This window comes from Citrobacter sp. Cpo221 (assembly GCF_030332345.1).
GTDB classification, from domain to species: Bacteria; Pseudomonadota; Gammaproteobacteria; order Enterobacterales; family Enterobacteriaceae; genus Citrobacter; species Citrobacter portucalensis.
Genome location: NZ_JAOWIA010000043.1, coordinates 29,559 through 55,767, shown reverse-complemented (window position 1 = coordinate 55,767; position 26,209 = coordinate 29,559). Strand labels below are relative to the sequence as shown.

The 26,209-nt window shown below is 50.9% G+C and carries 27 protein-coding genes and 1 tRNA gene; 22 read left to right on the top strand and 6 right to left on the bottom strand.

Annotated features, from left to right (window positions below; genetic code table 11):
* Positions 1 to 55: 55 nt before the first annotated feature.
* From OGY72_RS08955 to ruvX, 6 genes are all read left to right on the top strand, one after another.
* Entirely contained in the window at positions 56 to 553 is a 498-nt protein-coding gene (locus tag OGY72_RS08955; protein ID WP_003825440.1) for a SprT family zinc-dependent metalloprotease, read from the top strand.
* 94 nt (positions 554 to 647) lie between these two features.
* Complete coding sequence (gene endA, locus OGY72_RS08950; RefSeq protein WP_008785767.1) at positions 648 to 1,355, top strand: deoxyribonuclease I; 708 nt, start codon at positions 648 to 650, stop codon at positions 1,353 to 1,355.
* Between the two features lie 74 nt (positions 1,356 to 1,429).
* On the top strand, positions 1,430 to 2,161 hold the full coding sequence (gene rsmE, locus OGY72_RS08945; protein WP_286547593.1) for a 16S rRNA (uracil(1498)-N(3))-methyltransferase: 732 nt from the start codon (positions 1,430 to 1,432) through the stop codon (positions 2,159 to 2,161).
* A 19-nt stretch (positions 2,162 to 2,180) separates the two neighbouring features.
* Positions 2,181 to 3,128, top strand: a complete 948-nt coding sequence (gshB, locus tag OGY72_RS08940; protein WP_003027083.1) for a glutathione synthase — start codon at positions 2,181 to 2,183, stop codon at positions 3,126 to 3,128.
* 175 nt (positions 3,129 to 3,303) lie between these two features.
* The gene (locus tag OGY72_RS08935) at positions 3,304 to 3,867 is read left to right on the top strand and encodes a YqgE/AlgH family protein (protein ID WP_003027086.1); all 564 of its coding nucleotides are present in this window, start codon (positions 3,304 to 3,306) and stop codon (positions 3,865 to 3,867) included.
* Complete coding sequence (ruvX, locus tag OGY72_RS08930; protein WP_008785771.1) at positions 3,867 to 4,283, top strand: Holliday junction resolvase RuvX; 417 nt, start codon at positions 3,867 to 3,869, stop codon at positions 4,281 to 4,283. Before OGY72_RS08935 ends, ruvX begins: the two co-directional genes overlap by 1 nt.
* Here the strand turns inward: ruvX and OGY72_RS08925 are convergent.
* Positions 4,280 to 5,260, bottom strand: coding sequence for a type IV pilus twitching motility protein PilT (locus tag OGY72_RS08925; protein WP_286547592.1), 981 nt, complete (start codon positions 5,258 to 5,260; stop codon positions 4,280 to 4,282). The genes ruvX and OGY72_RS08925 overlap by 4 nt on opposite strands.
* A gap of 17 nt (positions 5,261 to 5,277) precedes the next feature.
* Between OGY72_RS08925 and OGY72_RS08920 the strand changes: the two genes are divergently transcribed.
* Genes OGY72_RS08920 through hemW form a run of 5 tightly spaced genes read left to right on the top strand, consistent with a single transcriptional unit; the run spans position 5,278 to position 8,584 of the window.
* On the top strand, positions 5,278 to 5,982 hold the full coding sequence (locus OGY72_RS08920; RefSeq protein WP_057067562.1) for a YggS family pyridoxal phosphate-dependent enzyme: 705 nt from the start codon (positions 5,278 to 5,280) through the stop codon (positions 5,980 to 5,982).
* Positions 5,983 to 6,000: 18 nt separating this feature from the next.
* Complete coding sequence (locus OGY72_RS08915) at positions 6,001 to 6,567, top strand: YggT family protein (RefSeq protein ID WP_003825417.1); 567 nt, start codon at positions 6,001 to 6,003, stop codon at positions 6,565 to 6,567.
* Positions 6,564 to 6,854, top strand: coding sequence for a DUF167 family protein YggU (gene yggU, locus OGY72_RS08910; protein ID WP_003027101.1), 291 nt, complete (start codon positions 6,564 to 6,566; stop codon positions 6,852 to 6,854). Before OGY72_RS08915 ends, yggU begins: the two co-directional genes overlap by 4 nt.
* 7 nt (positions 6,855 to 6,861) lie before the next feature.
* The gene (locus OGY72_RS08905) at positions 6,862 to 7,455 is read left to right on the top strand and encodes an XTP/dITP diphosphatase (RefSeq protein WP_003825414.1); all 594 of its coding nucleotides are present in this window, start codon (positions 6,862 to 6,864) and stop codon (positions 7,453 to 7,455) included.
* A complete protein-coding gene (gene hemW, locus OGY72_RS08900; protein ID WP_286547588.1) occupies positions 7,448 to 8,584 on the top strand; it encodes a radical SAM family heme chaperone HemW in 1,137 nt (378 codons plus the stop codon). The genes OGY72_RS08905 and hemW overlap by 8 nt, the downstream gene beginning before the upstream one ends.
* 114 nt (positions 8,585 to 8,698) lie before the next feature.
* On the opposite strand, the gene ansB is transcribed toward hemW, so the two are convergent.
* From ansB to trmB, 4 genes are all read right to left on the bottom strand, one after another.
* Positions 8,699 to 9,745 carry an L-asparaginase 2 gene (gene ansB / locus OGY72_RS08895; protein ID WP_126317426.1) on the bottom strand — a complete coding sequence of 349 codons (1,047 nt, stop codon included), beginning with the start codon at positions 9,743 to 9,745 and terminating at the stop codon, positions 8,699 to 8,701.
* A gap of 188 nt (positions 9,746 to 9,933) precedes the next feature.
* Positions 9,934 to 10,653, bottom strand: a complete 720-nt coding sequence (locus OGY72_RS08890) for a YggN family protein (RefSeq protein WP_126317425.1) — start codon at positions 10,651 to 10,653, stop codon at positions 9,934 to 9,936.
* Positions 10,654 to 10,702: 49 nt separating this feature from the next.
* Complete coding sequence (locus OGY72_RS08885; RefSeq protein ID WP_003027115.1) at positions 10,703 to 11,029, bottom strand: YggL family protein; 327 nt, start codon at positions 11,027 to 11,029, stop codon at positions 10,703 to 10,705.
* Positions 11,029 to 11,748, bottom strand: a complete 720-nt coding sequence (gene trmB, locus OGY72_RS08880) for a tRNA (guanosine(46)-N7)-methyltransferase TrmB (protein ID WP_003825406.1) — start codon at positions 11,746 to 11,748, stop codon at positions 11,029 to 11,031. Before trmB ends, OGY72_RS08885 begins: the two co-directional genes overlap by 1 nt.
* A 160-nt stretch (positions 11,749 to 11,908) precedes the next feature.
* Here trmB and mutY point away from each other — a divergent pair, with 160 nt between their 5' ends.
* From mutY to OGY72_RS08860, 4 genes are all read left to right on the top strand, one after another.
* Positions 11,909 to 12,961, top strand: coding sequence for an A/G-specific adenine glycosylase (gene mutY / locus OGY72_RS08875; RefSeq protein WP_128611816.1), 1,053 nt, complete (start codon positions 11,909 to 11,911; stop codon positions 12,959 to 12,961).
* Positions 12,962 to 12,988: 27 nt separating this feature from the next.
* Positions 12,989 to 13,258 (top strand): oxidative damage protection protein, encoded by a 270-nt coding sequence (locus OGY72_RS08870; RefSeq protein WP_003027126.1) that lies wholly within the window; start codon positions 12,989 to 12,991, stop codon positions 13,256 to 13,258.
* 86 nt (positions 13,259 to 13,344) lie between these two features.
* Positions 13,345 to 14,430 carry a membrane-bound lytic murein transglycosylase MltC gene (gene mltC, locus OGY72_RS08865; protein WP_003825397.1) on the top strand — a complete coding sequence of 362 codons (1,086 nt, stop codon included), beginning with the start codon at positions 13,345 to 13,347 and terminating at the stop codon, positions 14,428 to 14,430.
* A gap of 210 nt (positions 14,431 to 14,640) precedes the next feature.
* Entirely contained in the window at positions 14,641 to 15,897 is a 1,257-nt protein-coding gene (locus OGY72_RS08860) for a nucleoside permease (protein WP_071445575.1), read from the top strand.
* Between the two features lie 52 nt (positions 15,898 to 15,949).
* Here the strand turns inward: OGY72_RS08860 and OGY72_RS08855 are convergent, their stop codons facing one another.
* Positions 15,950 to 18,085: an ornithine decarboxylase gene (locus OGY72_RS08855; RefSeq protein WP_286547586.1), complete on the bottom strand. Its 2,136-nt coding sequence runs from the start codon at positions 18,083 to 18,085 to the stop codon at positions 15,950 to 15,952.
* A 468-nt stretch (positions 18,086 to 18,553) separates the two neighbouring features.
* Between OGY72_RS08855 and OGY72_RS08850 the strand changes: the two genes are divergently transcribed.
* The 7 genes from OGY72_RS08850 (at position 18,554) to OGY72_RS08820 (ending at position 26,199) form a co-directional block, all read left to right on the top strand.
* Positions 18,554 to 19,261: a DUF554 domain-containing protein gene (locus OGY72_RS08850; protein WP_003825390.1), complete on the top strand. Its 708-nt coding sequence runs from the start codon at positions 18,554 to 18,556 to the stop codon at positions 19,259 to 19,261.
* A 105-nt stretch (positions 19,262 to 19,366) separates the two neighbouring features.
* Positions 19,367 to 19,442 (top strand) — tRNA-Phe (locus OGY72_RS08845).
* Positions 19,443 to 19,637: 195 nt separating this feature from the next.
* Entirely contained in the window at positions 19,638 to 20,891 is a 1,254-nt protein-coding gene (locus OGY72_RS08840; protein WP_286547584.1) for a tyrosine-type recombinase/integrase, read from the top strand.
* 206 nt (positions 20,892 to 21,097) lie between these two features.
* Positions 21,098 to 22,159: a nucleoid-associated protein gene (locus tag OGY72_RS08835; RefSeq protein WP_040232076.1), complete on the top strand. Its 1,062-nt coding sequence runs from the start codon at positions 21,098 to 21,100 to the stop codon at positions 22,157 to 22,159.
* Complete coding sequence (locus OGY72_RS08830; protein ID WP_040232075.1) at positions 22,131 to 23,615, top strand: hypothetical protein; 1,485 nt, start codon at positions 22,131 to 22,133, stop codon at positions 23,613 to 23,615. The genes OGY72_RS08835 and OGY72_RS08830 overlap by 29 nt, the downstream gene beginning before the upstream one ends.
* 1,284 nt (positions 23,616 to 24,899) lie before the next feature.
* Complete coding sequence (locus OGY72_RS08825; RefSeq protein WP_040232073.1) at positions 24,900 to 25,637, top strand: coiled-coil domain-containing protein; 738 nt, start codon at positions 24,900 to 24,902, stop codon at positions 25,635 to 25,637.
* 79 nt (positions 25,638 to 25,716) lie between these two features.
* Complete coding sequence (locus OGY72_RS08820) at positions 25,717 to 26,199, top strand: hypothetical protein (protein WP_023288353.1); 483 nt, start codon at positions 25,717 to 25,719, stop codon at positions 26,197 to 26,199.
* The last annotated feature ends 10 nt before the right edge of the window (positions 26,200 to 26,209 follow it).

Genomic DNA, 26,209 nt, shown 5'->3' with positions numbered 1-26,209 from the left:
TGGGAGGAAGCCTTCCTCTTGCAGTCCCTTCCCTGTCGCACTATCCTCTGGCGTTATGAAAACCTCCCGTCTCCCTATCGCCATCCAGCAAGCCGTTATGCGTAGCCTGCGGGAAAAACTCGCCCAGGCCAATCTCAAGCTCGAACGCCAATATCCGGAGCCAAAGCTGGTTTACCAACAGCGCGGCACCGCCGCGGGCACCGCATGGCTACAAACCTATGAAATTCGCCTTAATCCCGTCCTGCTGATGGAAAACGTCGACGCATTCATTAACGAAGTGGTGCCCCATGAACTGGCGCATTTACTGGTGTGGAAGCACTTTGGGCGCGTGCCGCCACACGGGAAAGAATGGAAATGGATGATGGAAAGCGTGCTGGGCGTACCGGCCCGGCGCACGCATCAGTTCGAACTGCAATCGGTGCAGCGCAAGACCTTTACTTACCGCTGTAAGTGTCAGGAGCACCAACTGACCGTCCGTCGCCATAACCGCGTTGTGCGCGGTGAGGCCACCTACCGCTGTGTTCACTGCGGCGAGCCACTGGTTGCAGAATAATCTTCAGAATTATCAGGAACTTTTCTGACCTAACTGATTGCATACTGGAATAACTTTCGCTACGTTGCGGGCTCGTTTTGACACGGAGTTTGTGATGTACCGTCATTTTTCTTTTGCTGCGGCCCTGTTAGCCGCTGCGTTTTCAGGCCCGGTTTTAGCCGAAGGCATCAACAGTTTTTCTCAGGCAAAAGCAGCAGGCGTCAAGGTTAACGCCGATGCGCCGGGCGATTTCTACTGCGGTTGTAAAATTAACTGGCAAGGCAAAAAAGGGGTCGTTGACCTCGAATCCTGCGGCTATAAAGTGCGAAAAAATGAAAACCGCGCCAGTCGAATTGAATGGGAGCACGTTGTCCCCGCCTGGCAATTTGGTCATCAGCGTCAGTGCTGGCAGGACGGAGGGCGTAAAAACTGCGCCAAAGATCCAGTCTATCGTAAGATGGAAAGCGACATGCATAACCTGCAACCTGCGGTGGGTGAGGTAAATGGCGATCGCGCTAACTTCATGTACAGCCAGTGGAACGGTGGCGAGGGTCAGTATGGGCAATGCGCCATGAAGGTTGATTTCAAAGAGAAAGTTGCCGAGCCGCCGGCCCGCGCCCGCGGTGCCATTGCTCGTACCTATTTTTACATGCGCGACCAGTACGATCTGACGCTCTCCCGCCAGCAAACTCAGCTTTTTAACGCCTGGAATAAGCAATATCCGGTCACCGACTGGGAGTGTGAGCGCGACGAACGCATTGCAAAGGTACAGGGGAACCATAACCCATATGTGCAACGCGCTTGCCAGGCGCAAAAGAGCTAACCTACACTAGCGTCAATATTTTTAACCATGCCCTGGCCTTTCGCAGCCCAGGGCCATGACGCGGATGTTTAACTATGCGCATTCCTCGCATTTATCACCCTGAGCCAATCACTTCCGGCAGCCAAATTTCACTGTGTGAAGATGCAGCCAACCATATCGGCCGCGTGCTGCGTATGGGACCGGGCCAGGCGCTACAGCTGTTTGATGGCAGCAATCAGGTATTCGACGCTGAAATCACCCACGCCAGTAAAAAAAGCGTGGACGTGAAGATACTTAACGCTGAACTCGACGATCGTGAGTCGCCGTTGCACATCCACCTGGGTCAGGTGATGTCGCGCGGTGAAAAAATGGAATTCACTATCCAGAAATCGATCGAACTGGGTGTAAGCCTCATTACGCCACTTTTTTCTGAGCGCTGCGGCGTTAAACTGGACAGTGAACGCCTGAACAAGAAGCTCCAGCAGTGGCAGAAAATCGCCATTGCCGCCTGCGAACAGTGCGGTCGTAACCGGGTGCCCGAAATTCGCCCGGCAATGGATTTGGAAGCATGGTGCGAGGAACAGGACGAAGGTCTGAAACTGAACCTGCATCCGCGCGCCAGCGCCAGCATCAATACGCTGCCGCTGCCGGTGGAACGCATCCGCTTGCTGATTGGCCCGGAAGGCGGGTTGTCGGCAGATGAAATTGCCATGACCGCACGTTATCAGTTTACTGATATTCTGTTAGGACCTCGCGTTCTGCGTACTGAGACAACCGCGCTCACCGCCATTACTGCGCTACAGGTGCGTTTTGGCGATCTGGGCTAAGGCATAAACGGAGAAGAAAATGATCAAGCTCGGCATCGTGATGGATCCCATCGCAAGCATCAACATCAAGAAAGATTCCAGCTTCGCTATGCTGCTGGAAGCGCAACGTCGCGGTTACGAAATTCATTATATGGAGATGGCCGATCTTTATCTGATCAACGGTGAAGCCCGCGCCCATACGCGTACCCTGAGCGTAGAGCAGAACTACGACAAATGGTATGAGTTCAAGAGCGAGCAGGATCTCCCGCTGGCAGACCTGGACGTTATTCTGATGCGTAAGGATCCGCCGTTTGATACCGAGTTCATCTACGCAACCTATATTCTGGAACGTGCAGAAGAAAAAGGCACGCTGATCGTCAACAAACCGCAGAGCCTGCGCGACTGCAACGAAAAGCTGTTCACCGCCTGGTTTGCCGATCTGACGCCGGAAACGCTGGTCACGCGTAACAAAGCGCAGCTGAAAGCCTTCTGGCAAAAACACAGCGACATCATTCTCAAACCGCTGGATGGTATGGGCGGCGCATCTATTTTCCGTGTGAAGGAAGGCGACCCGAACCTTGGCGTCATTGCTGAAACGCTGACCGAGCACGGTACCCGCTACTGCATGGCGCAGAACTATCTGCCAGCAATTAAAGATGGCGATAAACGCGTCCTGGTGGTCGATGGCGAACCCGTTCCTTATTGCCTGGCGCGTATTCCGCAGGGCGGCGAAACCCGTGGTAACCTGGCCGCTGGCGGTCGTGGCGAGCCGCGTCCATTGACCGACAGCGACTGGGAAATTGCACGTCGCATTGGACCAACGCTGAAAGCGAAAGGTTTGATTTTTGTCGGTCTGGATATCATTGGCGATCGTCTGACGGAAATTAACGTTACCAGCCCAACCTGTATTCGTGAAATTGAAGCGGAGTTCCCGGTTTCAATTACCGGTATGCTGATGGATGCCATTGAGGCGCGTTTGCAGAAGTAAATACGTTGCCGGATAGCGACGCCATCGCGTCTTATCCGGCCTGTAATTGCACCCCGCAGGCCGGATTAGGCGAGCCGTCATCCGGCAAAGCTATCTTCAGAGGGTGACATCTTCGAGCTTTGCCCACATACTGGGCTCTGTTGCTTTTTTGAACCAGGAAACAGAACCTCTGACAATGAATTTACAGCATCACTTTCTGATTGCCATGCCTGCTCTCCAGGATCCGATTTTCCGCCGTTCCGTGGTGTACATCTGTGAACATAATGAGAACGGAGCAATGGGGATTATCGTTAATAAGCCTCTGGAAAACTTACAAATTGAAGGGATTCTGGAAAAGCTGAAGATTACCCCAGAAGAACGCGATCCGGCCATTCGTCTGGATAAACCAGTGATGCTTGGCGGCCCGCTGGCGGAAGACCGTGGATTTATTCTCCACACTCCACCGTCACGCTTTGCCTCCAGTATTCGCATCTCAGATAACACCATCATCACAACCTCCCGCGATGTACTAGAAACCCTGGGTACGCAGGAGCAACCGTCCGAAGTGCTGGTTGCGCTAGGTTATTCATCATGGGAAAAAGGTCAACTGGAACAAGAGCTACTGGATAACGCCTGGCTCACGGCGCCCGCAGACCTCAACATCTTATTCAAAACGCCGATTGCCGACCGCTGGCGCGATGCGGCGAAGCTTATCGGGATAGATATTCAGACTATGCCTGGCGTGGCGGGACATGCCTGATGAGCGGAACATTACTCTCTTTTGATTTTGGTACGAAAAGTATTGGTGTTGCTGTTGGTCAGCGCATTACCGGTACGGCCAGACCGTTGCCCGCCATTAAGGCGCAGGACGGTACGCCAGACTGGAGTTTGATTGAACGCCTGCTGAAAGAATGGCAGCCAGATGAAATCATTGTCGGCCTACCACTCAACATGGATGGCACAGAACAGCCCCTTACCGCGCGCGCGCGTAAGTTCGCTAACCGTATTCACGGTCGCTTTGGCGTAACCGTAACGCTGCACGATGAACGCTTGAGCACCGTCGAAGCCCGCTCCGGCCTGTTCGAACAAGGCGGATACCGGGCGTTGAATAAAGGCAAAGTAGATTCCGCTTCTGCCGTGGTCATCCTCGAAAGCTATTTCGAGCAGGGTTACTAAATCCGTCCCTGCGCCTGACGCTGCTGCTGACTTTGTGCAAATGTCTGCATACCTGTCTGCTGCCCGGTTTGAATTACGCCGGGCAGCTGATGCGTTTTCCCTTCACGAATCAAATTGCACACGGCAGGCGTGTTGACGAGCAGCTCAAATAGCGCCACGCGTCCTCCCTGCTTATCTTCCTCCAGCTTTTGCGAAAGTACCGCCCGCAGGCTGTCTGCTAACTGGTTACGCACCGGATCCTTCTCTGTTGCCGAAAAGGTGTCCACCAGCCGCGCGATGGCCTGTGCCGCCCCTCGCGTATGTAACGTTGCCAGCACCAGATGCCCGGTTTCCGCTGCCGTTAACGCCAGACGAATGGTTTCCGCGTCGCGCAGTTCGCCCAGCAAAATGACATCGGGATCTTCACGCAGCGCGCCGCGTAAACCGGCGGCAAAAGAAGCGCAGTGTACGCCCACCTCCCGTTGTTGAATAAGACAACGCTGGCTGGTGTAGCGATATTCAATCGGGTCTTCCAGCGTCAGAATATGCCCTGCAACATGCTGATTAAGGTACTCTACCATCGCCGCCAGGGTCGTTGATTTACCGCTACCGGTAGCGCCTGTCACCAGAATTAACCCATTTTCACTGCGCAGCAGTTCAGGTATGACGTCAGGGGTCTGGAGATCGTCTAAACGTGGACAATCAAGCGGGAGCAATCTTAGCGCCAGCGAGGTTCCCTGTTGATGAACAAAAGCACTGGCGCGCAGCCGCTGGGAACCTGCCAGCGCAATAGCAAAATCCAGCTGCCCCTGTTCCTGCCACTGTACCTGTTGTTGCTCACTGAGCCAGCACATCAGCAGATTCTCCACGTCAGGCGTAGTAAAGGGTGCGATTTCGACTTTTCCACGTATGCGCCAGCGCGCAGGCCATGCATTGCACAGGTGTAGATCCGACACGTTATGCTTTACACTAAGGGCCACTATTTCTTCCATATTCATATGAACATCCTCGGAAAATGAACGATATCGCGCATAACCTGGCACATGTCCGGGACAAAATCTCAGCCGCCGCGACGCGTTGCGGGCGGTCTTCAGAAGAAGTTACGCTGCTTGCAGTCAGTAAAACCAAACCTGCGAGCGCCATCGAAGAAGCCATTACCGCAGGGCAGCGTGCCTTCGGTGAAAACTATGTGCAGGAAGGGGTGGATAAAATCCGCTACTTCCAGGAAAAAGGCGTCAACGATCTGCAGTGGCACTTTATCGGCCCGCTGCAGTCCAACAAAAGTCGTCTGGTCGCCGAGCACTTTGACTGGTGCCATACGATCGACCGTCTGCGTATCGCTGCCCGTCTGAGCGAACAGCGCCCGGCGGAACTGCCGCCGCTCAATGTACTGATTCAAATTAATATCAGCGATGAGAACAGTAAGTCAGGCATTCCGCTGGCAGAGCTTGATGCACTGGCCGCTGAAGTCGCTGCACTGCCGCGCATTACCCTGCGTGGTCTGATGGCGATTCCGGCTCCAGAGTCAGATTATGTAAGGCAGTTTGAAGTTGCACAGCAAATGGCGGTAGCATTTGCCGGGTTGAAAACACGCTACCCAGGCATCGACACTCTCTCACTGGGAATGTCTGATGATATGGATGCCGCCATCGCGGCGGGTAGCACGATGGTGCGCATTGGCACTGCCATTTTTGGTGCTCGTGATTACACTAAAAAATAAGGAAAACTAAGGAACACCATGAATACGTTGACCTTCCTGCTCTCAACGGTAATTGAGCTGTATACCATGGCGCTGCTGCTGCGCGTGTGGATGCAATGGTCTCGCTGCGATTTTTACAACCCGTTCTCGCAGTTTATAGTGAAAATCACTCAGCCCATCATTGGGCCGTTACGCCGCATTATTCCCCCGATGGGACCGATCGACAGCGCATCGGCATTAGTTGCGCTCGTTCTCAGCTTTATCAAAGCAATCGTGCTGTTTAAGGTGGTCACGTTCCAGCCGATCATCTGGATCGCCGCCGTACTGATTGTCCTGAAGACTATCGGGCTGCTGATTTTCTGGGTGCTGCTGGTGATGGCAATTATGAGCTGGGTCAGCCAGGGCCGCAGTCCTGTAGAGTACGTGCTGATTCAACTGGCAGATCCGCTGCTGCGTCCTATCCGTCGCATACTTCCAGGCATGGGCGGGATCGATTTCTCCCCAATGATTCTGGTTCTGCTGCTCTACGTTATTAACATGGGCATCGCGGAAGTGTTACAGGCGACAGGCAACATGCTGCTGCCGGGGCTGTGGATGGCGCTATGAGTGCCGTTACACCCTGCGACGACGGTCTGGTTTTACGGCTCTACATTCAGCCTAAAGCCAGCCGTGACAGTATTGTGGGTTTACATGGCGACGAAGTTAAAGTCGCCATTACCGCCCCACCGGTAGATGGCCAGGCCAATAGCCATCTGGTGAAGTTTCTCGGCAAACAGTTCCGTGTGGCAAAAAGCCAGGTCGTCATTGAGAAGGGCGAGCTTGGTCGTCACAAACAGGTTAAAATCATTCATCCGCAACAGATCCCGCCCGAAATTGCGGCGTTAACTGATTAGGTATCCCATGCAAAAAGTTGTCCTCGCGACCGGCAATGCCGGTAAAGTGCGTGAACTCGCCTCTCTTCTGAGTGATTTCGGTCTTGATGTTGTTGCCCAAACGGAACTGGGTGTTGATTCTGCAGACGAGACCGGGCTGACGTTTATTGAGAACGCCATTCTGAAGGCGCGTCATGCCGCTCAAATTACCGGCTTACCGGCCATTGCTGATGACTCAGGTCTGGCAGTAAATGCCCTTGGCGGCGCGCCGGGTATCTATTCAGCCCGCTATTCCGGCGAAGATGCGACCGATCAGCAGAACCTGGAAAAACTGCTTCACACCCTGCAGGATATTCCTGATGACAAGCGCCAGGCGCAGTTCCACTGCGTGCTGGTGTATATGCGCCATGCAGACGATCCAACGCCTGTTGTTTGCCACGGAAGCTGGCCGGGCGTGATTACCCGTGAACCTGCCGGAAACGGTGGTTTTGGCTACGACCCGATCTTCTTTGTGCCGTCTGAAGGGAAAACCGCCGCCGAACTGACCCGTGAAGAAAAGAGTGCGATTTCTCACCGCGGACAGGCGCTGAAGCTGTTGCTGGATGCCCTGCGTAATGGTTAAGCTTCCGCCGCTAAGTCTTTATATTCACATTCCGTGGTGCGTGCAGAAATGCCCGTACTGCGACTTCAACTCGCATGCACTAAAGGGGGAAGTCCCTCATGACGACTATGTGCAGCATCTGCTGAGCGATCTGGATACTGAGGTGGCCCATGCCCAGGGCCGTGAAGTAAAGACGATTTTTATCGGTGGTGGCACGCCGAGCCTGCTTTCTGGCCCGGCGATGCAAACGCTGCTCGACGGCGTGCGAGCACGGCTGAATCTGGCCGAAGATACAGAAATCACGATGGAGGCGAATCCCGGGACGGTGGAAGCCGATCGCTTTGTGGATTATCAACGCGCTGGCGTCAACCGTATCTCGATTGGCGTACAGAGCTTTAGCTCCACCAAACTCGAACGTCTGGGACGTATTCACGGGCCGGAAGAAGCCAAACGAGCAGCACACCTGGCGAGCGGTCTGGGGCTACGCAGCTTTAATCTCGATCTGATGCATGGTTTGCCGGATCAGACGCTGGAAGAGGCGCTGGGTGATTTACAGCAGGCAATCGCGCTCAACCCACCGCATCTTTCCTGGTATCAGTTGACCATCGAACCCAACACGCTGTTCGGTTCCCGACCGCCGGTTTTACCGGACGATGACGCGCTGTGGGATATTTTTGAGCAAGGCCACCAGCTACTGACCGCCGCGGGATATCAGCAGTACGAAACCTCAGCCTACGCCAGACCGGGTTATCAGTGTCAGCACAACCTTAACTACTGGCGTTTTGGCGACTATCTTGGCATTGGCTGCGGCGCACACGGTAAGATCACATTCCCTGACGGACGCATCCTGCGCACCACCAAAACACGGCATCCGCGTGGGTATATGCAAGGGCGTTATCTCGAAAGCCAGCGCGATGTCGCCGAAGCCGATAAGCCGTTCGAGTTCTTCATGAATCGTTTCCGGCTGCTGGAAGCCGCGCCTCGCGCGGAGTTCACGCAATATACCGGTCTTACCGAAGACGTTATTCGTCGACAGATCGATGAGGCTATTTCCCTGGGCTACCTGAGTGAATGCGATGAATACTGGCAGATTACCCAACACGGTAAGCTGTTCTTGAATTCGCTGCTGGAGCTGTTTCTGGCGGAGTGATGGCTGGTGAACGTAGGCCTGATAAGCGTAGCGCCATCAGGCAAATTGCCGGATGGCGGCTGCGTCTTATCCGGCCTACAGGGTTAGGGCGGTAAGCGCAGCCACCTTCATCGATTAATACTGATTAAACATTTCCTGGATCTGCTTAGGATCCTTGGTTTGAGTCAGCGCAAGCTGCAGCAGAACACGTGCTTTTTGCGGGTTCAGGGAACCTGAAGCCACAAATCCGTATTTTGCATCATCAACTTCTGCATCCTGTGTAGTGGCGCCCGTTGGTACACGGGATGAACGCACTACAACGGTACCTTTATGCGCGGCGGTTGCCAGCGTATCGAAAATGGTTTTATACAGGTTACCGTTACCTACACCCGCACTGACGATCCCAGCGTAACCCGCATCCACCAGCGCTTTTGCCGGCAGATCGGAGGCATTAGCGTAGTTATAAACAATCCCAACTTCCGGCAGTTCGGTCAGCTTAGACACATCGAACGGAGTAGACGTGGTGTGCTTACGCGCAGGCGTACGCTGGTAGTCGATTTTACCGTTATGGATGTAACCCAACGGTCCGTAGTTAACGGATTTGAAGGTAGCGACGTCGGTAGTGTTGGTTTTAGTCACGTCACGACCATCCATAACGGTGTCGTTCATCACCACCAGCACTCCGCGGTTGGCAGAGGCTTTGTCTGCGGCAGTTACTACCGCGTTATACAAGTTGAACGGGCCATCAGCGCTCATACCCGTAGACGGACGCATTGCGCCGACCAGCACCACCGGCTTGTTACACTTGACGGTCAGGTCGAGGAAATAGGCGGTTTCTTCCATGGTATCCGTACCATGTGTTACCACAAAGCCGTCGGTTTTATCACACTCGGTATTAATCTTTTTCGCCAGCGTTAACCAGACTTCGTCATTCATATCCTGGGAGCCGATATTCACCACCTGCTCGCCTTTAACGACAGCGATATCTTTCAATTGAGGTACGGCCTCAACCAGATTTTCTACGCCAACCTTGCCTGCCGTGTAGTTAGATTTTGTCGCGGAATCACCGCCGCCGGCAATCGTCCCACCGGTCGCTAAAATGGTGATGTTTGGCAGTGCAAGCGCCGCGCCGCTGAAACCCATAACCAGTGCGGCAAGTGCCGTTTTCTTGAAAAACTCCATGTTATTTCTCCAGTTACTTGAATTTGCAGCATTATGTCTATCCTACAGATGAATAATGTGACGAGATCCAATTAACCAGATTTATATCTCCACCAAATTGCCATTCTTAGAGATGGATATCAAAAAAACAGAAATACACAAAATAAAACGGCACAGAATGTTTCTGTGCCGTTAATAAGAGGTGAAGATTATTTCAGAGTGCTAACCAGCGTTTTACGATCGTTTTCCAGCGTCACGACGCGGGCACAGACATCTTTGCCAAACTGCTGGAAGTCTTGTTCCTGATTCTTCCATTCGTTCTGAATTGAGGTCTGCAAACCACCGAGGCTTCCGAGTACGCCCTGCAGTGGATTACCACCGCCTTTGAGCACGGCTTTCGCCCCCATCTCGTTGATGCTGTCCTGCAAAATGCCGCCCATCGCCTGATTAACCAGCTGTTGTCCGTCCGCGCGGACCTGATCAATCGCCTTATAATGGAAAGTCAGGCCATCAGTTCGATGCTCGATGATGCGGTTCATCTGCTCTTTCAATTGCGCATCCAGCTTGGTTAAGCGGCCACGCATGTTGCTGCTTTCACCGACCTCTTTGGCGATGATTTTGTCCAGCGCCACGCGACCTTTCTCTACGCGCGCTCTGGCACCTTCGTCGATCCACGGCAGGCTGCTACGCAACGCCGCCTGATAATCTTTGGCCTGCTCACGCTGTGCGGCGTTCAGGTTGTACTGTTTACCGTTGAAGGTGACATCGCCGGCCTGGGTAATAACCAGGTCGCCATTTTCACCCTTCACCTGCACCGTTTGTGGGCTCAAAATCACATCGTCACGCGGGGTGACGCTGCACTGGTAATCTGCATGTGCGGCCATCGCCGTGAACGTTAGGACTGCCGCCAGCAGCGTTTTGCGCATCATATCTTTCCCTCAATACAAATCGGGTCGGCATTTGCCGACCCTGTGCTACTTAGTCCCACCAAATATCGAAAAGTTCGCTGGTACGCACTTCTTCGAGTTTGTGCTCTTCCAGCCACTTACGCACGATTGCCTGGTGTTCTTCGGTGCATTTGCCGATTTCCTGCAGACAGATCAGACCTTCCCAGGCCAGATAGCCGCTGCCGTCAAAAGCCAGCTTGTTCGGTTCGATGACTTCATTGATAAAGTCATCAACGATTTGATCGACCTGCTCTCCAGATGTACCTTCCGGGAAACGCCATGCAACCGAAAATCCTACTTCCTGGAATTCTTCGATGTGCATCTTTTTACGCAGACGACGGCTACGGTTCTTTGCCATTATTTCACCCTCTCGAACATTAAGTCCCATACGCCGTGGCCAAGACGATGACCACGTTGTTCAAATTTGGTTACCGGGCGCGATTCCGGGCGCGGTACATAATCGTTACTCTCTGACTGGTTTTTATACCCGTCAATCGAGGACATCACTTCAAGCATGTGCTCCGCATACGCTTCCCAGTCGGTCGCCATATGGAACACGCCGCCCAGCTTCAGCTTACTTAAGATATGCTCAGCAAACGGTACCTGAACGATACGGCGTTTATTATGACGTGCTTTATGCCATGGGTCAGGGAAAAACAGCTGAACCATAGATAAAGAATTGTCAGGAATCATTTTATGCAGGACTTCAACGGCATCATGGCACATGACGCGCAGGTTCTCGACACCCTCTTCATGGGCTGAAGCCAGACACGCACCAACGCCAGGTGAGTGAACCTCAATGCCGAGGAAATTCTGTTCCGGACGCGCTTTCGCCATTGCAACCAGCGACGCTCCCATACCAAAACCGATTTCCAGCGTGACTGGCGCGTCACGGCCAAACAGTTCTGCGAAATCTACAGGCTCTTCGCTGAACTCAACGCCCATCACCGGCCAGTAGTTTTCCAGCGCGTGTTCCTGCCCTTTCGTCAGTCGCCCCTGGCGACGAACAAAACTACGAATCCGGCGCAGAGGGCGGCCGTTTTCATCAAATTCCGGTGAAATGACGTCGTTCTTCATAAAAGTTTAGTCTGCTGTGTTTGAGTTCTGAAAACGGGCATTATCCAAAGTTAGTTGCCGGATGCAAGTAAAGGAAGAAAGTGAGCAGCGGAAAGTTCCGGTTTACACCCCGTTGCCGCTGTGCTGCAATCTTGCCCCCGGCAATAATGAAACGGTAATCATGCAAGCGTCTCAATTTTCGGCTCAGGTTTTGAGCTGGTACGACAAATACGGGCGGAAAACGCTGCCCTGGCAAATTGACAAGACGCCTTACAAAGTATGGCTCTCTGAGGTAATGCTGCAACAAACTCAGGTTGCGACCGTTATCCCTTATTTTGAGCGCTTTATGGCGCGCTTCCCAACGGTAACGGATTTAGCCCATGCGCCGCTGGATGAAGTTCTGCATTTGTGGACAGGGCTGGGTTATTACGCCCGTGCGCGTAATCTGCATAAAGCCGCGCAGCAGGTTGTGACGCTGCATAGCGGTATATTTCCGCAAACCTTTGATGAAGTAGCCGCCCTACCTGGCGTCGGACGTTCAACCGCAGGCGCGATCCTTTCTCTCTCTCTGGGTCAGCATTTTCCGATTCTCGACGGTAACGTCAAACGCGTGCTGGCTCGCTGTTATGCTGTAAGCGGCTGGCCGGGTAAAAAAGAGGTCGAAAAGAAGCTGTGGGAGCTGAGTGAGCAAGTTACGCCGGCCCAGGGTGTTGAGCGTTTTAATCAGGCGATGATGGATTTAGGCGCCATGGTCTGTACGCGCTCAAAACCTAAATGTTCCCTGTGTCCGTTGGAAAATGGCTGTGTGGCGAGCGCCAATGCAAGTTGGGCGCTGTATCCCGGTAAAAAGCCCAAACAGACGCTACCGGAACGAACGGGCTATTTTTTACTGATGCAGCATGATGACGAAGTGCTGCTTGCACAGCGACCGCCCAGCGGCTTATGGGGTGGTTTATACTGTTTTCCGCAGTTTGACGACGAAGATGGACTGCGCAACTGGCTGGCGCAACGACAAATTAACGCAGATAATCTGACCCAACTTAATGCGTTTCGCCATACCTTTAGCCATTTCCACTTAGATATTGTGCCTATGTGGCTTCCCGTGTCTTCATTCACCTCATGCATGGATGAAGGCAACGCGCTCTGGTATAACTTAGCGCAACCGCCGTCGGTCGGACTGGCGGCTCCCGTGGAGCGTTTGTTACAGCAATTACGTGCCGGTACACACGTTTAACGTACCGGACGATAGAGAGGACTTTTTATGAGCAGAACGATTTTTTGCACTTTCCTGCAACGCGAAGCAGAAGGCCAGGATTTTCAGCTGTACCCGGGCGATCTGGGAAAACGCATTTATAACGAGATTTCTAAAGAAGCATGGGCGCAATGGCAGCATAAACAGACCATGCTGATTAACGAGAAAAAACTCAATATGATGAACGTCGAACACCGTAAGTTACTGGAACAGGAGATGATTAACTTCCTGTTTGAAGGTAAGGATGTGCATATTGAAGGCTATACGCCAGAATCATAAGAACCGTTGCCGGATGGCGCTGCGCTTATCCGGCCTACGTTTTAATCTGGTCCTTGCAAACAACAAACACAACACGCACTCCCGGAATGATGAAAAAATTTCTCGCGCTTGCCGTTATTGCGCCGTTGCTCATCTCCTGTTCCAGTTCGACCAAAAAAGGCGATTCCTATAACGAAGCCTGGGTCAAGGATACCAACGGTTTTGATATTCTGATGGGGCAATTTGCCCATAATATTGAGAATTTGTGGGGATTTAAGGAAGTGCTGATTGCGGGTCCGAAGGACTACGTCAAGTATACCGATCAGTATCAAACCCGCAGCCACATCAACTTTGATGACGGTACGATAACCGTCGAGACCATTGCCGGGACAGATCCCGCTGGACACCTGCGTCGAGCGATTATCAAGACATTGCTGATGGGCGATGATCCGGGTTCTATCGACCTCTATTCCGATGTCGACGACATTAAGATTTCCAAAGAGCCATTCCTGTACGGACAGGTGGTTGATAATACCGGCCAGCCCATTCGTTGGGAGGGGCGAGCCACCAACTTTGCCAACTACCTGCTGCAAACACGGCTTAAAAGCCGCAGCAATGGCCTGCGTATCATCTATAGCGTGACGATCAATCTGGTGCCGAACCACCTTGATAAGCGCGCGCATAAATACGTCGGTATGGTGCGTCAGGCTTCACGTAAGTATGGCGTCGACGAGTCGCTGATTCTGGCTATCATGCAAACCGAATCCTCATTTAACCCGTATGCGGTGAGCCATGCCGATGCGCTGGGACTGATGCAGGTGGTACAGCACAGCGCAGGGAAAGATGTATTCCGCTCGCAGGGGCGCTCAGGCACGCCGAGCCGTAGCTTCTTGTTTGATCCGGCCAGTAACATTGATACCGGTACGGCCTATCTGGCAATGCTCAACAATGTCTATTTGGGCGGTATCGATAATCCGACCTCACGTCGCTATGCGGTAATCACCGCGTATAACGGCGGTGCGGGCAGCGTGCTACGCGTGTTCTCGAACGATAAAATTCAGGCCGCAAATATCATTAACAGCATGTCTCCAGGTGACGTTTATCAAACGCTGACCACCCGACATCCCTCTGCTGAATCACGCCGATACCTTTACAAGGTCAATTCCGCACAAAAATCATATCGACGCCACTAATGTATCCCTCTTCAGCCCCCTAAAACGGGGGCCTGAAGCACCAAAAATGTTAACTCCATCACTCTTTTGCTTTGCAATCAGAAATTGTTTGCAAATATTTGTCACAGGTAACAAAAAAAGAGTGCCTCTCATTGATAGAATCACATCATATAGCCACGGCAAATGTGCCTTTTAAAACATTCATCCGCATTACGGTGTGAGGAAATTAACATGAATCTTAAGCTGCAGCTGAAAGTTCTCTCGTTTCTGCAGTTCTGCTTATGGGGTAGTTGGCTCACTACCCTCGGCTCCTATATGTTTGTCACCCTTAAATTCGATGGTGCATCCATTGGCGCGGTGTATAGCTCGCTGGGGATCGCCGCCGTGCTTATGCCAACGCTGTTAGGGATCGTGGCCGATAAATGGATCAGTGCGAAGTGGGTTTACGCCCTTTGCCACCTGGTCGGCGCAGGAACGCTGTTTGCCGCAGCCGAAGTCACCACGCCAGGGGCCATGTTCTTTGTGATCTTGCTTAACTCCCTGGCCTATATGCCAACACTGGGGCTAATCAACACCATTTCCTACTATCGCCTGCAATCTGCCGGGATGGATATCGTTACCGACTTCCCGCCAATTCGTATCTGGGGCACCATCGGCTTTATTCTGGCGATGTGGGCCGTGAGCTTCTCCGGCTTTGAACTGAGCCATATGCAGCTGTACATCGGTGCGACATTGTCCCTGGTACTGGTACTGTTCACCCTGACGCTGCCGCATATTCCGGTTGCCAATCAGCAGAAAAACCAGAGCTGGACATCAATGCTCGGTCTGGATGCTTTCGCGCTGTTTAAAAACAAGCGTATGGCGATTTTCTTCATCTTCTCAATGATGCTGGGCGCAGAGCTGCAGATTACCAATATGTTTGGTAACACCTTCCTGCACAGCTTCGATAACAACCCACTGTTCTCCGGTAGCTTTATCGTGGAACACGCATCGGTGATGATGTCGATTTCACAGATTTCCGAGACGCTGTTTATCCTGACCATCCCGTTCTTCTTAAGCCGTTACGGTATTAAGAACGTGATGCTTATCAGTATTGTGGCGTGGATGCTGCGCTTCGGCCTGTTTGCCTACGGCGATCCAACGCCGTTCGGTACCGTGCTGCTGGTTCTGTCGATGATTGTTTACGGCTGCGCCTTCGACTTCTTCAACATCTCTGGTTCTGTGTTCGTGGAGAAAGAAGTACGCCCTGAAATCCGCGCCAGCGCACAGGGTATGTTCCTGATGATGACCAACGGCTTCGGTTGTATTCTGGGCGGACTGGTGAGCGGTAAAGTCGTTGAACACTATACGCTGAACGGTATTACCGACTGGCAGACCGTGTGGTTGATCTTCGCAGGTTACTCGCTGGTTCTGGCTTTTGCCTTCGTTGCGCTGTTTAAATACAAACACGTACGCGTTCCAGCAGGCACACAGACTATCGCGCACTAACGTTTACGCAGAGAAAAGCGGGTTACCAAAAGGTAACCCGCTTTTTTTGCGCTTACTTCACCACATATCCATACAGACGCTTAATACCGTCTGCATCCGTTTCACTGTAAACACCTTGCAGCTCCGGCGAGAAGCCTGGCAGCAGGTTTACGCCCTCTTCCAGCGCCAGAAAATATTGCTGTACCGCCCCACCCCATACTTCGCCCGGTACCACGCACAGCACGCCCGGAGGATAAGGCAGCGCACCTTCCGCCGCAATGCGGCCAGCTGCTTCACTAATCCGCACCAGTTCAACATCACCACGGATAAAAGCGCTGTTCGCATCCTGTGGGTTCATCGCCACGGCAGGTAAACTTTCCTGACGGAACATCGCTTTTTGCAGATCTTTCACATCAAAGCTGACGTACAGTGAGTGCATCTCCTGGCACAGTTCACGCAGGGTGTAATCCCGATAGCGTACCGGATACTTATTGAAGATGGTTGGCAGCACATCTGCCAGCGGCGTATCGTCTTCAATATGCTGCTCAAACTGCGCCAGCATCGCCACCAGTTGCTCCAGTTTCTCTGCGCTTTCTGCCGGGGTCAGCAGGAACAGAATCGAGTTAAGGTCGCATTTCTCCGGCACGATGCCGTTTTCACGCAGGTAATGCGCCAGAATCGTCGCCGGAATACCAAACTCGGTATATTGCCCGGTTTGTGCGTCAATGCCCGGAGTGGTTAACAGCAGTTTGCAAGGGTCAACGAAATACTGGTCGCGCGCGTAGCCGGAAAAACCATGCCATTTAGCACCTGGTTCGAAGCTAAAGAAGCGACGCTCGCTGGCAATCACCTGCGTCGGATAGCTTTCCCACGGTTTGCCATCGACTACCGGGGGAACAAACGGCTGAATCATCTTACAGCGGGTAATAATCGCTTTACGGGCCTCAATGCCCAGCGTCACACACTCCGCCCACAGCCGACGACCGCTCTCGCCTTCATGGATTTTGGCGTTAACGTCCAGCGCCGCAAACAGCGGGTAAAACGGACTGGTAGAAGCATGCAGCATAAATGCATTATTCAGACGCTTATGCGGGCAGAACCGCGCCTGACCGCGAATATGGTTATCCTTTTTGTGGATCTGCGAGGTTTGCGAGAATCCGGCCTGCTGTTTGTGTACCGACTGGGTGACAAAGATCCCCGGATCGTTAGCATCGAGATCCAACAGCAGCGGTGACCCATCGGCCATCATCGGAATAAATTGTTCGTAGCCGACCCATGCTGAGTCAAACAGGATGTAATCACACAGATGACCGATCTTGTCGATCACCTGCCGGGCATTGTAGATCGTACCGTCATAAGTGCCGAGCTGAATGATCGCCAGACGGAACGGGCGCGGTTGTTCTGCCTTTTGCGGCGCAATATCACGAAGTTGCTGGCGCAGATACTCCTCATCAAAGCAGTGCTCGTCAATGCCGCCAATAAAGCCAAACGGATTACGCGCCGCTTCCAGATACACCGGCGTCGCACCCGCCTGGATCAGCGCACCGTGGTGGTTCGACTTATGGTTATTACGGTCAAATAGCACCAGATCGCCGCGCGTCAGCAGCGCATTGGTTACTACTTTATTGGCCGCAGAGGTCCCGTTCAGCACAAAGTAGGTTTTATCCGCGTGGAAAACTTTCGCGGCAAATTTCTGCGCATGTTTCGCCGAGCCTTCATGAATCAGCAGATCGCCAAGCTTAACGTCGGCGTTGCACATATCCGCGCGAAACAGATTCTCGCCAAAGAACTCGTAGAAATGGCGCCCCGCGGGATGCTTTTTAAAGAACTCACCGTGTTGATGTCCTGGGCAGGCAAATGTGCTGTTCCCCATCTCGACATACTGAGTCAACGTGTCATAGAACGGCGGCAGCAAATCTTCTTCATACTGACAGGCAGCAGACTCCAGCTCCAGCCAGTCCTGCGCCTGACCGCGAATGACCGCATTCACGCCCGCCGGCAGATCAACATCCGACTCTGCGAACAGAAACACGGGTATATGAAAACCGGTGCGTTTCAGCAAAGCAAGGATCCCGCTGCGGCTATCCGCAACGGTAATGACGACTGCCGCAACGTCAGTAAAATCAGTACTGTCCAGCGACACCACCTGACGATGGCTGGACAGACGAGAAACCAGTTCTCCACTGGCGGCAATTTTCATTGATTTCATAAGCGCAATAACCCGTTTCGGGAAAATCAAAAGTCCCGGACAAAGCCACATTGCTTTGCCCACGAAATGACAGGTCAAACTGGTTACCAGCCCCGACCGCCAGACATCAGTAAAAGCAGATAGCCTCTGATTTTACTGTTATCCTGCAGTGAGCGTGCGCTGCCCTCACCGCATGGTGGGAGCGTAAAGATAAGTCGCAGGAAGGGGCAAACGTCGCGCAAAAAGGCGATGTTGAAGGCGATGTAGGGGGAGTAATATCATCCCAGGCAGCCCCATTCAGACAGGAGAAAATTCGCGCAATCATGGCACCTTTCACTTTCAGGCGCAAGATAAAATCCGGAGCCTGAACCTCACAGATAAACAAGCATTTCGCCTGTCAATCGCGGCATAATAATGCAATCTGAAAACATATTTTACCCAGAGAATTGCCTTTAGCATCAAGACGATAATGGGTATGCAGGAGCAAACGTGGTAATTGGACCCTTTATTAATGCTGGCGCCATTTTATTTGGTGGTGTTCTCGGCGCACTACTCAGCCAGCATTTACCGGAACGCATTCGTGCCTCCATGACCTCCATATTCGGACTGTGCTCTTTGGGAATTGGTATTTTGCTGGTTATCAAGTGCGCTAACCTACCGGTGATGGTCCTGGCTACGTTAGTCGGTGCATTAATTGGCGAGTTCTGTTATCTGGAAAAAGGGATCAATACCGCGGTTGCCAAAGCGCAGCAGCTTTTCACCCGGTCGGATGCCAACACCACACACGAATCCTTCATCCAGAGCTATGTGGCCATCATCGTGCTATTTTGCGCCAGTGGTACCGGGATCTTCGGGGCGATACATGAAGGGATGACCGGCGACCCGAATATTTTAATCGCGAAGTCGTTTCTTGATTTCTTCACGGCCATCATTTTTGCCTGTTCATTAGGTATCGCGGTATCGGCAATTTGTGTACCAATGCTGGCAATCCAGCTAACGCTTGCCACCTGCGCAGCACTTATTTTGCCCCTGACGACGCCAGCCATGATGGCCGATTTCAGCGCCGTAGGTGGACTGCTGTTGTTGGCAACCGGTTTACGTATTTGTGGAATCAAAATGTTTGCGGTTGTGAATATGCTTCCTGCCCTTCTGCTGGCAATGCCGCTTTCCGCCGCGTGGACGGCATTTTTTGCCTGAGAATGCGTGCAATAGCAACAATGTGGTGATAGATTGTGCAGTCTGCGTTGATTTGAAGAAATTTCGTTGACGAAACGAAGCGAATCGGTTTTAATGCGCCTCGTTGCCCGGATAGCTCAGTCGGTAGAGCAGGGGATTGAAAATCCCCGTGTCCTTGGTTCGATTCCGAGTCCGGGCACCAAATTCATATCAACGGACCTCCACGGAGGTCCGTTTTTGCATTCTGAACCCGCGAAAATCAACACATCCACAATACGTTAACTCCACCCAACTCAATCAAATTCAACCCGCTTCAAGTCCCTTGCGAGGGTACAACTGAGGGTATAGTCTGATTCGATAAAATTTATACCCCTTTTACTATCAGGAGACCCCACCAATGGCGCTCACTGACGCTAAAATCCGGGCAGCTAAACCGGATGAAAAACCTTATAAACTTGCTGACAGCGGCAACATGTTTTTGCTCGTTCACCCTAACGGCTCGCGTTACTGGCGACTCCGCTATCGGTTTCTGGGCAAAGAGAAAACGCTCGCTCTGGGCGTCTATCCTGAAGTCTCATTATCAGAAGCAAGGGAAAAGCGCGATGCGGCAAGGAAACAGATAACGGAGGGAATTGATCCGTGCGAACAGAAACGAGTAAAGAAAGCAGTACAGGAGGCCAGCAATACGTTCGAGCTTGTTGCACGTCAGTGGCACAAGAGCAACAAAAAATGGTCCGAAGCTCACAGCGAGAAGGTGCTCAAAAGTCTTGAGAGTCATGTATTTCCTCTTATCGGCTCACGTGATATTACCACCCTCAGAACTCCCGATTTACTTGTCCCCGTTAAAACAGCCGAATCCAAAGAGATATATGAGATTGCAGCCCGCCTTCAGCAGCGTATCACTGCCATCATGCGCTATGCTGCCCAGTCCGGCATTATCAGCTATAACCCTGCCGTGGATATGGCTGGTGCTTTAACGACGGTGAAGCGCCAGCATCGCCCTGCCCTCGCCTTAAATCGCATTTCAGAGCTGCTTGAACGACTGGACAACTACAGAGGACAACCTCTCACCCGGCTGGCAACCAAACTTACCCTGCTTATCTTCATACGTTCCAGTGAACTACGCTTTGCTAGGTGGTCTGAGATCGACTTCAAGAAAGCCATGTGGACCATTCCTCCCGAGCGGAAACCTATTGAAGGGGTCAAGTACTCGCATCGAGGCTCTAAAATGCGTACAGAGCATCTGGTCCCGCTATCAACTCAGGCACTGGATATTCTCAAACAAATCCAAGCCATCAGCAGGGAATATGAACTGATTTTCACTGGCGATCACAATCCATGGAAACCCATGAGTGAAAATACAGTGAATAACGCACTACGTCTTATGGGCTACGATACAAAGGTCGATGTCTGTGGTCACGGCTTCCGGGCAATGGCCTGTAGTTCGTTGATTGAGTCAGGATTATGGTCGAGAGATGCTGTGGAGCGCCAGATGAGCCATCAGGAACGTAATGGCGTACGTGCGGCCTACATTCATAAAGCTGAGTTCTTAGATGAACGCAAATTGATGCTGCAATGGTGGGCAGATTTTCTCGATGCGAATAGTGAAAATCCGGTCTCACCTTTCGATTACGCCAGACAACAATTATAATCTATTCTCCCGGCAGAAATGCCGGGAGAATGTTTACTTATTCTTTCCCTGTATACATTTATTCACAGAGGGGGTGATGGCAAGCTGCCGCCTGTCCTTGTGATGAACTATTTTACGTAGGTACAGGTGATTACCTATACTACCCGCTTTAAAGCATGTCACAGCAATTAACGATAAAATAAGACACGAAATAACGGGGTGTCACTATGAGTTTTTTAACGGATGAAGAAATTAATGCACTGACAATAAAACGAATGATTTTTCATGTCGTTGGTGGGGAACTGGAGATCCCAGTGCTGCTCAGCGAAATATCACCACCTGAACACGTCGATTTTTTTCTGGAACGGATTAAGTCTGCATTAAGCGGTAACATGTTCCGGTTTACGGAATTGTCCAATACCGAGCGTATTCTGCGGCTCATAAGGAACAATGCCGATACCGACGCTAGTTGCTTCACCGAACAGTCCACCTTTCTGGCAAACGATTTTCAGTCTCATCACCACACAAAAAATGCCAGCATGGGGGTATTTTTTCTTTTTGAGCTTCACACCCTCAATGATGAAAAACTGTTTGCCCTCATTAAATATGATAACGAGGACGTGGTACGTTACGTGCTGGATGCGGAGGGAGACGAGTTTCAGGTTCCCAGACTCGAACGTTTCCGCGAAAGCTTCGTCAAGAAAGCTGAAGCCATGCAGAAAATTGCTCTGGTCCGCCTGACGGCAGATGCTCAGGGTGGGCGGGTTGTCGTTCGGGATCGCAGCAAACGAACCAATATCTCCGTTTATTTTGAGCGTTTTTTACAGGTACAGCGCGTCAACAGTACAACCGATCTCAGCGACAAACTGGTTGCCGCACTCAAGGATGTCTTCAAAAAGCATCGAGACCTGTTACCGGACGACATCAGACGCAGCGGTGTTAACAAGATTTATGAAACGTTACATCACGGGGCGCAGGATTTTAACACCGATGAACCCCTTTCCCTGCTTAACCAGATTTTTGGACCAATGGAAGAAGATCATCCGCTGGTCAAATCCTTTACCCGTAAAATAAAAGACCTGGGAATTTCAGGTGAATCTTTCCGGATCACCCCTGAGAACATTCCTAAGCCACGGAAAAGAAAACTGGTAACTCTGGAAGATGTTATTGTTATCTACGATGAGGATAATGCACCGGATATCCAAACGATGGAAGACGGGCGAAAACGTATAGTGATAGTGACTGCAGGGCTGGTGACAGATGACATCGATACTGGAAAAAATCGGTAAGGCAATTGACTGCTCACGCCGCACATCTGATCTGGTGATCACTGAAGATCAGCAAACCACCACCCGGAAATTGTTCATTTCTGGAACCATGGATAATGACACCCTTCAGTTATGGGGGGAAGTAATGGATACCGATGCCGAAAATCTCAGGATCACCTTTGTTGATGATAGTCGAGATGATATCCACCCCGCACAAGGTATCCCCGGTCAGAAGCACTTTATCACCATCATCAGCGATGAACTCCCCGGAATTTTGCGCCTCTTCACCTTGGAAGGTTGGCGTTCGTTTTTACTCCAGGATCCCAGGCTCTGTCAGTATCACCGCATCTACGCCCTGTTTATCAACGAAGCATTTGAAACACAACAATGGAAGGTCGCGCCGTGGAAAAAAATGCTCCCGGATGAGAGTGAAAGCGACGTCCCAACTCAGACGGCCTCCGTCACAAAAAGCATTATCCGTTGTTTTTCAACTGACTTTCTTCCCCCAGATACCATTGCACCTTGGATCCTGATATCCGGCGATACAGTGATCGACGAATCAATGAGACTCTGGGAGTCACTCGCTTGTCGGGAGTTGTTGAAATGTTTCGTCAATGAGCTTTTTGCTGCCGAAATAAAAAAGGTCGGACTGTCAGGAAAACCGCCGCGGAAAATCCCTTTCGGGGAAGAACATGCGGCTCTGCCCGCCTTTGACGTCATTCAGGAAACAGCAAAATGGATTTTTCTGGAAGGAAACGAAACCGAGCTTAAACATACCTTTTTGTCCAGTGAACTGGCCAGAGAATGGCCTGAGGGCGTTACGTTTTGTGAAGGCATTGTGTATCGACTCTCCCCGGCACTGGAGTCAGCCCGACTTCTCTACAAGGCCCATATCCGGACAGGGGGAAAAGACACCCTGAAATCGCTGGGCGATTTGCGAAAAAGTCTGACAGAGGACACACAAAAAATTCTGCAGCAGTCGCGTGACCTGTCTTCCACGTTGTGGAAAGATATGGCCCTGGTTATCAGCACTCTGATCCTTCGCTACAGTCTGGAGGCCCTAAAGGCAAGTGGTCCGCAAAAAGTGTATGCTCTGGCATTTTGTGCACTGGCCCTGTATATCGCCATCTCATACGGGATGTCGGTCTATATCAACCGGAATGCCCTTTCACTGCTGGAACAAAACAGAATAACCTGGAGAAGTAAGTTATATGGTTTTCTGGATGAACAAGATTATCAGGAGCTTGCGGGTCTTCCCATTAATACCGCAATGTGGTCATATCGCCGGGTTGAGCGAATAACGTCGGCCATTATGCTCGTACTGGTTACGCTATTACTCACGGCAGCAGCAAGTGAATTCTGGTCGCTAAGTATGATCATGCATTCTGGATACACTTGGGTTATGAGTGCGCTGCAGTTTCTGACATCCACGGCCCTGCGAGGCCCGAACGATTTCCAGTGTGTCCTTCAAGGCTGAAATGAAACAATCAGAGATCATAGCAGGCTCTGGTAATGAGCAACTCTCATGGTTATCTGCTTTCAGGTAACTAAACAGAAATTCATTTTGCCCTGTCGGTCATCTCGCAACTGCTTTCCCCATCGCGTCATGGTAGAAAGAACCACCCCCATAGCACTGTCCGCAGTTGCAATGGTGTAGTTCTACTCAAGGACCATTTGTGCGGATTCGTATTTAAATTCAGCACTGAAATTTCTTTTTTTTCATTGGGATGCCTGTATTGTTCTGAGATGAGCGTATCACCTTTGTTCAGGTGGTAAAATTCTGTAAACCACTACAGTTATCGCTGAAGCTAATCCTGAGTAAAACGGTGGATCAATATTAGAATGTAGGTGGAGATGTAAGTGGATCACTTTTCACCCGTCGTTGACATCCTAGCCCTGTACTAAAAAGTCTTCCAATTTAATCGTGCGCGGAATCGATTCATAAAATGATTTTAACAAACATTGATGGATGAACAAAACCACATTGTATATTCCGTTAGAAAAAATTCACTACACCCTTTTTTAGATTCATAGATACTTGCATCAGATCACGGACATATAATCAAGAAGGTGATAGTAAATGAAAATTTCATGCATATTAAATTAACCCCCCCCCCCTATCTCCCAAAAGTATATTTCAAGGTTTCCATTAACATTCCCGCCTGCCACTTTACGTACACTCATACACAAAACACTGCAACTAATAAACAACTACATTAAGGTATCAAATACAGATTACATCGGCGAAAACAAGAACTGTAACCCTACCTACATCACAAGCAAAGACGGCAGCATACTTGTGATTTATCGGCATTTCTGGCATGATCTTTAGTGTGTTTAATACAGATTAATCAGTTGAATCAACATCCTAATTGTACACACTGGAAAAATGTCAGACGTTGAGATACATTCACGGAATGTATGTTTTATGTGGAAATATCCTCCCATGTTTCATGGTAAGGCCTACGAATTCGAAAATGTCGATTATTTTTAAAAAAGATGTGTTTCAGCAGCAAGGCCAACATAAAGTGATACGAAAACACAAAATTGCATAAGCTGTCAGTGCGGGATACCTACGAACACATAATAACGCATTGCAATTAATTTATTGCTTATTATTTAAATACTCTTTGAATAGCTCTTTTGACATCTTATAACTAATACAATAATCAGTAATGTCGGACAAAATCATTACTAATTCTAAATTTTTAGTTGATACAGCTTGCTTGTCGTTACTTAATTATTTTTAAGGAAAAAGATTGTGAATACATTTAACCGAACTACCACATGCATCGTGATTTCCGCAGCATTGTTACTTGGAGGCTGTGCCAATACAGGAAGCTCTCTCCTGTCTGGGACAAAGCCGGATCCTCGCCTTACCACCACAGAACAATCACAGTTCTTTAGCGCTTCTGGTGCACAAGGTTGTGGCGTAGGCGCCGTATCCGGCGCAGCTCTCGGCGCGTTAGTAGGGGCGTTAGCAGGTGACTCGAAGAAAGCGCTTGCCGGCGCTGCAATTGGTGGCGCAGCTGGCTGTGCTGCAGGTATGACCGCTAACTACTATCTTGATGGCCTGAAAAAAGATTATGCCTCTACAGCCGATCGTCTGCAGGCTATGGATAATGACATCAGCAAAGATACCGCAGCGGTTGAAAAATCGACGCTGGCGATGAAACAAGTTATTAGCGAAAACCAGGCCACCTTAACCAAAATCAGCATCCAAAAAGATAAAGCTGGATTTGATAAAGTCGGTGCGAAAACCCAGCTGGCGCAAATTGATGCCAACATCAGCAAGATGAAAGAGACCATGAAAGGCATGAAGGATAAAGAATCTGCCTATAAGGTCGCTTTACAAGGTCAAACGACCACCACAAGTGCAGAGAAAAGCAAGCTGGCAAATTTGAACAAAGAATATGCCAATCTCAATAGCAAGATTGCTGCTCTGGAACAAGAAACCAACGAGCTGTATGAACAGCGCCAGGCGATCTCCCTTGGTTAACCCTTTCGGCCGATAGCATTATCGGCCGGTTTAAGACTGCTTAAAGCAGCGTTATTCGACGCTAATGATGGATTATTTGATGAGAAAATACGCACTTCTTGCCGCCCTTGTCCTTACGGGTTGTACTACGTCCCCCCAGGACTGTGATTTACACGCACAAGATCCAAGCTTTATTACCAAACTGAGCTGCGCCACGTCGGGTGGTTATCGTCAGCAGGTTGATCAAAAAGAACAGCAGGTTCGTCTGAGCCAATATCAAAATGAATCGGCCAGGCAACAGCAGGATTATACCCAAAACAGACAGCAGACCTTAAATCAAAAGCTGGCAGATGAACAAGCAAGGCTAAATGCCGTGCGTTCGGATCTGTCGCAGACTCTCGCAAAACTGAAATCAAGCAAGATTCAAAGCCGCGAACGCCAGCAGGAAATTGCCAAATTGCAGGAGCTGCAGCGCCAGTCACAAACGGCAACGAGCGCCAGCGAAATTTCAGCGATTGAGAAAAAGGTCGCCGAAGCCAAGCACAAAATTAAAGTTCTCGAAGAAGCAAATACGCTCCGCTAAAAGCGCAGAA